The sequence below is a fragment of the Prevotella sp. SGI.167 genome (assembly GCF_050313615.1).
Classification (GTDB): domain Bacteria; phylum Bacteroidota; class Bacteroidia; order Bacteroidales; family Bacteroidaceae; genus Prevotella.
The window spans coordinates 1-7,093 of sequence record NZ_JBNPLT010000057.1 but is presented as its reverse complement, the minus strand read 5'-3'; the positions used below and the strand labels follow the sequence as shown (position 1 = coordinate 7,093).

At 52.2% G+C, this 7,093-nt stretch carries 6 protein-coding genes; 1 reads left to right on the top strand and 5 read right to left on the bottom strand.

Going from position 1 to position 7,093, the window contains the following annotated elements:
- Positions 1–138: 138 nt before the first annotated feature.
- Positions 139–1,428 carry a M64 family metallopeptidase gene (locus ACQRBJ_RS15475; RefSeq protein WP_445304156.1) on the bottom strand — a complete coding sequence of 430 codons (1,290 nt, stop codon included), beginning with the start codon at positions 1,426–1,428 and terminating at the stop codon, positions 139–141.
- Between the two features lie 101 nt (positions 1,429–1,529).
- Positions 1,530–2,456, bottom strand: coding sequence for a glucosaminidase domain-containing protein (locus ACQRBJ_RS15470; RefSeq protein ID WP_441937605.1), 927 nt, complete (start codon positions 2,454–2,456; stop codon positions 1,530–1,532).
- A gap of 146 nt (positions 2,457–2,602) precedes the next feature.
- Between ACQRBJ_RS15470 and ACQRBJ_RS15465 the strand changes: the two genes are divergently transcribed.
- Positions 2,603–3,040 carry a 2-amino-4-hydroxy-6-hydroxymethyldihydropteridine diphosphokinase gene (locus ACQRBJ_RS15465; RefSeq protein ID WP_295346871.1) on the top strand — a complete coding sequence of 146 codons (438 nt, stop codon included), beginning with the start codon at positions 2,603–2,605 and terminating at the stop codon, positions 3,038–3,040.
- Between the two features lie 31 nt (positions 3,041–3,071).
- On the opposite strand, the gene nrdG is transcribed toward ACQRBJ_RS15465, so the two are convergent.
- The 3 genes from nrdG to coaW all read right to left on the bottom strand — a co-directional run bounded on the left by nrdG (position 3,072) and on the right by coaW (position 6,965).
- A complete protein-coding gene (gene nrdG / locus ACQRBJ_RS15460) occupies positions 3,072–3,587 on the bottom strand; it encodes an anaerobic ribonucleoside-triphosphate reductase activating protein (protein WP_153122319.1) in 516 nt (171 codons plus the stop codon).
- A gap of 3 nt (positions 3,588–3,590) precedes the next feature.
- Entirely contained in the window at positions 3,591–5,810 is a 2,220-nt protein-coding gene (locus ACQRBJ_RS15455; RefSeq protein WP_295346872.1) for an anaerobic ribonucleoside triphosphate reductase, read from the bottom strand.
- A 315-nt stretch (positions 5,811–6,125) separates the two neighbouring features.
- A complete protein-coding gene (coaW, locus tag ACQRBJ_RS15450; RefSeq protein WP_294969775.1) occupies positions 6,126–6,965 on the bottom strand; it encodes a type II pantothenate kinase in 840 nt (279 codons plus the stop codon).
- Positions 6,966–7,093 lie beyond the last annotated feature (128 nt).

Here is a 7,093-nt window from a genome sequence, read left to right as displayed (position 1 = left end):
CATGCAGAAATCGATGATCTGCTTCGTGCAGAATCCGCTCATCTGCTTCATGCAAAATCCGATGAACTGCAAAAAGCAGAAACTGCTCATCTGCTTCATGCAAAATCCGATAACTGCAAAAAGCAGAAACCGCTCATACTACTTCGTATAGAAATCGATGATCTGCTTCAATGCATCCTGGCAAACGGAGCAGAACTCTGGAGTCTCGTTGATGCGCATGCGGCAGTCCTGAACGCCACGGTATACGCCCTTAGGACTGTATCCGGCACCCTCGAAGACGCCCACCTTGGTCTTTGCCACCTTCTCGTTCTTTGACAATGGAGTAGGAACCTTGGTGCCCTTCTTGATCATGTTCTCCCATTTTCCGTGGAAGTCGGCAAGGGTGGTGATGTTCTTCTCCCATGGTTCCACATCGTGTGGATACATCGGAATCTGCTCTGACTCGTAGGCATACTCATCGGCAAGACCGGCAAATGAATGTCCGAACTCGTGTACCACTACCGGCTTGAACCACTGCTGGTGGCAGGTGGTGAGGTTGTAGGAGTTGAGGATGCCGCCGCCACCGTATTTGTCTGAATTCACGAGGACGATGATGTGCTCGTATGGTGTACCAGCCAGCCAGTTGTGCAGGTCCTTCAGATGCAGGGTGGTCAGGTACCGGTCGCTGTAGAAGGTGTCGAAATGGGAGCTGAGTGCCGTCTTGTGCCAGATGCCCTTGGAAGGGATGCTAGGTCCACTCTCCTGGGATGGTGACTTCACGGCAACGATGTTGAAGCGGTCTCTCATGCTCTTGAACGGCTCATGGGCGAAGATGGCGTCCGTAGCCTCCTTGGCATCCTTCAGGAAGACAGGCATTTCTGCCTCGGTATAGCCCTCAGCCACGTAGGCGATGTGGATACACTTGGTGGTATCGGCAGCCTGCTGCAGGGTTTCGTAAGGAGTAGGCTGGTTGCCCATCTGATGGATGAGGATGTCCGTCGGAGCCACCTGATGGGTGAGCGATGTCATCACCTCGCGTCGGTTGTTGCGCAGGTCTACGGTGATGTTTACCGTATCCTTTGGCATCGGCACGAGGAATACGTTTTCGAAGCTCTGGGTGTTCTTCTCTGATTCCGGGTAGGAGAGCCATTCCTGGAAGAGGGTAGAGAAGGAGTTGCGGTAGATGACCTTGCCCGTGCGATGGTCGCGGACGGTAATCTGTCCGTTGCCCTCTACAGGCAGTTCTGCCAGTCGCTGGTGCTTGCCATACCATCGTGGCATCACGTTCAGCTGGTCTACGGCAATCATCTGTGTCTTCTTGTTGCCGGCAAAGGTATAGTCTACTCGCAGCGTCTTGTCTACGAAATAATCGTCAAAGTTCTGCGCCTGTATTGTGCTGGGCGCCAGCAGCATCGCCATGGTGGCGAGGGATAATATCATTTTCTTCATTGTCTTTTCATTTGAAATTCACATTCACATTCACATTTCGTTCACATTTCCGGCAGGCGCCATGAAATCACCGAATCACCAAGTGACCGAATCACTAATCCCTATCTAACTCTCAGCCTGTCGCCTATTCTGAGCTTGTAGTCGGCAGGGAGATGGTTCTTCTTGTAGAGATACTTCATGCGCATGCCATACTTCTGCGAGATGGTGTACATGCTTTCTCCCGGCTGAACCACGTGAGGACGTCGCTTGTACTGCTTAGGCGCCTTCTTGCGCTTCTTCTTCAGATAGACGATGTCGCCCTTCTTCAGCACGTCGTGCTTGTCGCGCTCGTTGTATCTGGCCAGTTTTCTCCAGCTGATGCCCACTTCCTTGCTCAGTGCCTTGAAGGTATCTCCCTCGCGGGCATAGAGATAGTAGTTGTCGTTGAACAGGTGGATAGGGTGGAGCAGCCCCTGACCGTTGATAGGCTGGTCGGTGCCGCTGTGGCTTGCCATGAAGCGGTCGTAGCGCTTTGCCTTGTCGTAGTCGAAGAGCTTGTAGAGCTCGATAATCTGTATCAGCTTGTTGGCATACTGCGGATTGGTGGCATAGCCGCAGGCCTTCAGTCCTCTTGCCCAACCCTTGTAGTCGGTCAGCGAGAGCTGGAACAGGCGGGAATAGCGTGGCTGTCTTGCAAGAAACTTGCTATGGTCTTCATAGCTGTCTCTTGCGTCACGGTATACTCTGAAGCATTCGCCCCGGGCATCGTCGTCATGATACTGTGTAGGACCGGTCCAGTCGTGGCATTTGATGCCGAAGTGGTTGTTGCCCTGCCTCACGAGGTCGCTCCTTCCGGCAGCACTCTCAAAGAGTCCCTGTGCTAGGGTGATGCTGGCAGGTATGCGGTAACGTAGCATCTGTTCGATGGCCAGGTCCTTATACTGGTTGATGTATGTCTGGTAGGTCTGATTCCATTTCATCTGTGCTCCCGAAGAGAGTGCGCAGGTTGATAGCAAAAAGGCCAGAAAATATGTTTTTATTCGATTCATAGTGCAAAAATAATAAAAAAAGCAATAAAACCATCATTTATTTAAGTATTTTCACTATCTTTGCATAAGAATTATATTAATTGGCTGCCTTCGGCAATTCGGGGAACTGTTCTTTCGTAGCTCCCGGCAGCAAAAATGAAGAGAAAATGCTTAATTTCAAGAAGAAAATACTGATCATCTTTGCAGTGGGTTCCAACGAGAATCAGAAGAATCATGTGGCTATGGCCAAACGTCAGCTGGAGAATGCCTTTGAAGACATCAGGTTCAGCCCTGACATGTGGACCAAACCCATCGGCATGCCTCATTCCAAACCGTTTCTCAATACGGTTGGGGCGACGTATGTCCATGTGGTTGAGGACCGTGTGCTGCAGGCGTTCCGGGATGTGGAGCGGAGATGTGGGCGCACCGTTGCCCGCAGCAGGCGTGGGGAGATTCTGATAGATGTAGACCTGCTCTTCTATGAGGATCACTTCTGCCATGAAGAGGACTGGGACCGCGACTATATCCGGCAACTGGTCAGGGAACTCAAGTCGTATCTCTCGGAAGAAGAGTGGAAGATGCTGGCGGAGAAAATCAAGGAATAAAAAAAGAATCCGAATCTCGTGCTTTTGGGAATCAGAGCACGGGATTCGGATTTTCTTTTGTGAGATGTATTTCTACTACCTTGCCTTCCTGCAGGGATTTCTTTACATTGATGATGCGCTGGTTGCTGCTGCCCCGGAAGAAGAGGTCGGTATCGCGCTTGTCCTTCTGGTAAGGACCGTCTACCAGTACGTCTATCAGCTTCAGGAGTTCAAGCTGAGCCGGATTCTTCACCAGGTTCTCGAAGAGAAAGCCCGTGAAGCACCAGATGGTCTTGTCGCTCTGCTGGCGGATGGCTCGTGCCAGTTCGGCAAAACCCTCTGCCTGAAACATCGGGTCGCCGCCCGAGAAGGTGACGTTGGCGAAGGGATCGTCCATGATTTCCTTCATCAGCTCCTCGGTAGACGTCATCGTGCCATGGTTGATGTCCCATGACTGGGGATTATGACACTCCGGACAGTGGTTCGGGCAGCCGGCACAATATATGGATGTGCGGAAGCCCGGACCATCTACCATCGTATCATGTACTACGCTCAATACGCTGATCATAGCTTACTTTGAACCTCCAATATGGGTAACACGGTCGTGGAGCTCAGCCAGCTTGCCACTGTTCCAGCGGTCGGTGGTACCTACCAGGTAGCCGGTGATGCGCTGCAGCTTGTCGATGTGGTGGCTGCCGCACTTTGGACAAACCTCCAGGTTGGCATCGGCATTCTCGTAGCCGCAGTCGAGACAGCGGTTGCGGTTGTGGTTCACGGAACCGTAGCCCATGTTGTACTTGTCCATCATGTCTACCACGCTGGCGATGACTGCTGGGTTGTGGGTAGCGTCGCCGTCAATCTCTACATAGAAGATGTGGCCGCCACGGGTCAGGTCGTGGTAAGGAGCCTCGATCTTTGCCTTCTGCAGCGCTGTACACTTGTAGTATACAGGCACGTGGTTGGAGTTGGTATAGTAGTCGCGGTCTGTAATGCCTGGGATGACGCCAAACTCCTTGCGGTCCTTCTTGGTAAACTTGCCGCTCAAGCCCTCGGCTGGGGTAGCCAGCACGGAGTAGTTGTGGTGATATTTCTCGCTGAATTCGTTGGCACGGTCGCGCATGTAGGTCACGATCTTCAGACCCAGCTCCTGAGCTTCCTCGCTCTCGCCGTGGTGCTTGCCGATGAGCGCCTTGAGGCACTCAGCCAGTCCGATGAATCCGATGCCCAGAGTTCCGTGGTTGATGACGCTTTCGATGGTGTCAGTAGGCTCCAGCTTTTCAGCGCCCACCCAGAGATATTTCATCAGCAGTGGGAACTGCTTTGCCATGGCAGTCTTCTGGAACTGGAATCGCTCGTCCAGCTGCTTGGCAGTGATATCCAGCAGGTTGTCGAGCTTGGCAAAGAACATGTCGATGCGCTGCTGCTTGTTCTCGATGCCCATGCATTCGATGGCGAGCTTCACGATGTTGATGGTAGAGAAGCTCAGGTTGCCTCGTGCGATGCTGGTCTTCTCGCCCCAGCGGTCTTCGAATACGCGGGTGCGGCATCCCATGGTTGCTATCTCCCACTTGTAGCGCTCAGGGTCGTCAGCTCTCCACTTCTCGTTCTGGTTGAATGTGGCATCCAGGTTCAGGAAGTTAGGGAAGAAACGGCGTGCTGTCACCTTGCATGCAAGCTGGTAGAGGTCGTAGTTTCTGTCCTCAGGCAGATAGTTGACGCCTCTCTTCTTCTTCCATATCTGGATAGGGAAGATGGCAGTCTCGCCGTTGCCCACGCCATCGTAGGTGCTGAGCAGGATTTCGCGCATGATGCAGCGCCCCTCGGCACTGGTATCCGTACCATAGTTGATGCTTGAGAATACCACCTGGTTACCGCCACGTGAGTGGATGGTGTTCATGTTGTGGATGAAAGCCTCCATAGCCTGATGCACGCGGTTCACGGTCTTGTTGATGGCGTGCTGCTCCAGGCGTGCCTTGCCCTGCAGTCCTTCCAGCGGCTTCTCCTCGTAGTCGTCGATAGGAGCGTCGTAGAGGTCCTTCAGGTCTTCGCCTGTCAGCTTCTCCAGGTTCTTCACCTCTTCCTGATACGACATGCGTACGTATGGAGCCAGGTAGAAGTCGAAGGCAGGGATAGCCTGTCCGCCGTGCATTTCGTTCTGGCAGGTTTCCAGCGAGATGCAGGCCAGTACGGCTGCTGTCTCTATGCGCTTGGCAGGACGGCTTGAACCGTGGCCTGCCGTGAATCCGTGGTGCAGGATGATGTCCAGCGGATGCTGCACGCAGGTGAGGCTCTTGGTTGGATAGTAGTCCTTGTCGTGGATGTGGAGATAGTTGTGCGTAACTGCGTCGCGCGACTCTTCTGAGAGCAGGTAGTCGTCAACGAAAGGCTTGGTGGTCTCCGATGCGAACTTCATCATCATTCCGGCAGGAGTGTCAGCGTTCATGTTGGCATTCTCGCGGGTGATGTCGTTGTTCTTGGCATTGACGATGCTCATGAACACGTCGCGTGTCTTCGCCTTGCGGGCGATGTTGCGCTGGTTGCGGTATGCGATATACTTCTGGGCAACATCCTTGCGGGCACTCTTCATGAGTTCCAGCTCGATGGCGTCCTGGATGGCCTCCACGCTCATCTGGCTCTTGCCACGATAAGAGATGTGGTCGGTAATCTGCTCGATGAGGGCGATATCTTCACCCTTATCGGTATGCAACATGGCTTTACGGATTGCAGCCATTATCTTTTGTTCGTTGAATCCAACGATGCGTCCGTCGCGCTTTACTACTGTTTGAATCATTATACTATTACTTTTACGATTAATGATTAAATTGCTTAATACTAAGTTCTTATGTCACGAATAGATTACAGTGTAACCATTTTCGACATTGCAAAGATACAAATAATTTCTGAAACGGCAAGCTTTTGGGTAACTTTTTTATGGTTAAAAAATATTAAGTCGCTGAAAATCAGGGAAATAACAAAACGTTTTGGAAAACCTTTACAAAATTTTGTTTCCCAAAACGTTTAAATGGTTATATATCAGGCCGTTGTGGCGCTGTGCTTTCTGTGGGTGCTTTTTTCTTGTTTCTTGTGCTTTTTCTGCCGGGGCAGACTATTCCTCCTTCTGCCCCCTTTTGTAGTCGAGGGCAGCACCGATGGCGGTACAGAACTCCGAGTATTTCGGTATTCTGAATCTCACGCCGTAGAGCTTTTCCATGGCTGGGAATACCTCGCGGCACTGGGGCAGGAGGGTGAGATTGCCTATCATCACGAAGTCCTTGATGCCCGATTCCAGGGACGAGAGGATGGTGGCAGAACCGATGCTCTGCAATACCATGCCGATGAGTCCCATGGCGATGTCCTCGCGCGATGCATTCGCCTTGGCATTGCTGAAGAGCGAAGCCGTGGCGGTCATCGGAAGACCCGGCAGAGGCTTGGCGCTGATGTCGCCTATCAGGAGGTTGATCTTCGAGATGTCACCGTCCTTGGCCAGGTTCACTATCTGCTTGATGTCGTCGGTCTTCAGCATGATGCGGCTCAGACCCGCCAGGGTGCCGCCTCCGATGCCGATACCTCCGATGTGCTTGATGTCGTTGCCGTCGCATTTCACGAGCGATGTGCCCGTGCCCATGCTCACCACGATCATGCGGTCGAGCTTGCTCTCGTATCGGGCTCCCAGTCCGTCGGCAACGAATTCCTCACTCTTCGATGTGGGCAGACCGTAGATGCGCTCTTCGATGTAGGCTGCTCCCACACCGGTCAGCATCACGTGTTCCACCTCGTCGAGGGTAATCCTGTTGTCGTGCAGGTATTTTCCGAAGGCTCCGTAGAGCGATGTGATGGGGTCGGTAGCCTTGATGCGGATAGGGCTGATTACCATGCCGCTGGCGTCGATACCTACTATCTTGGTCGTAGAAATGCCTACGTCTATTCCGATTACTATCTTCTTCATCTCAATATTTTTCTGTATTTTGTTTTTGCGGGTGCAAAGTTACGCCAAAAAAAAGACACTGCAAAATAAAACCTCATTTATTTTGCAGTGGGCTCTTTATTCAAGTTTCGCAAGTGAGGGAATTGATA

What these genes read in the sequence shown, in the direction of transcription:
- ACQRBJ_RS15475 (WP_445304156.1), bottom strand. Translation starts at nt 1,428, where the DNA reads ATGAAGAAAATGATATTATCCCTCGCCACCATGGCGATGCTGCTGGCG.
- ACQRBJ_RS15470 (WP_441937605.1), bottom strand. Translation starts at nt 2,456, where the DNA reads ATGAATCGAATAAAAACATATTTTCTGGCCTTTTTGCTATCAACCTGC.
- ACQRBJ_RS15465 (WP_295346871.1), top strand. Translation starts at nt 2,603, where the DNA reads ATGCTTAATTTCAAGAAGAAAATACTGATCATCTTTGCAGTGGGTTCC.
- nrdG (WP_153122319.1), bottom strand. Translation starts at nt 3,587, where the DNA reads ATGATCAGCGTATTGAGCGTAGTACATGATACGATGGTAGATGGTCCG.
- ACQRBJ_RS15455 (WP_295346872.1), bottom strand. Translation starts at nt 5,810, where the DNA reads ATGATTCAAACAGTAGTAAAGCGCGACGGACGCATCGTTGGATTCAAC.
- coaW (WP_294969775.1), bottom strand. Translation starts at nt 6,965, where the DNA reads ATGAAGAAGATAGTAATCGGAATAGACGTAGGCATTTCTACGACCAAG.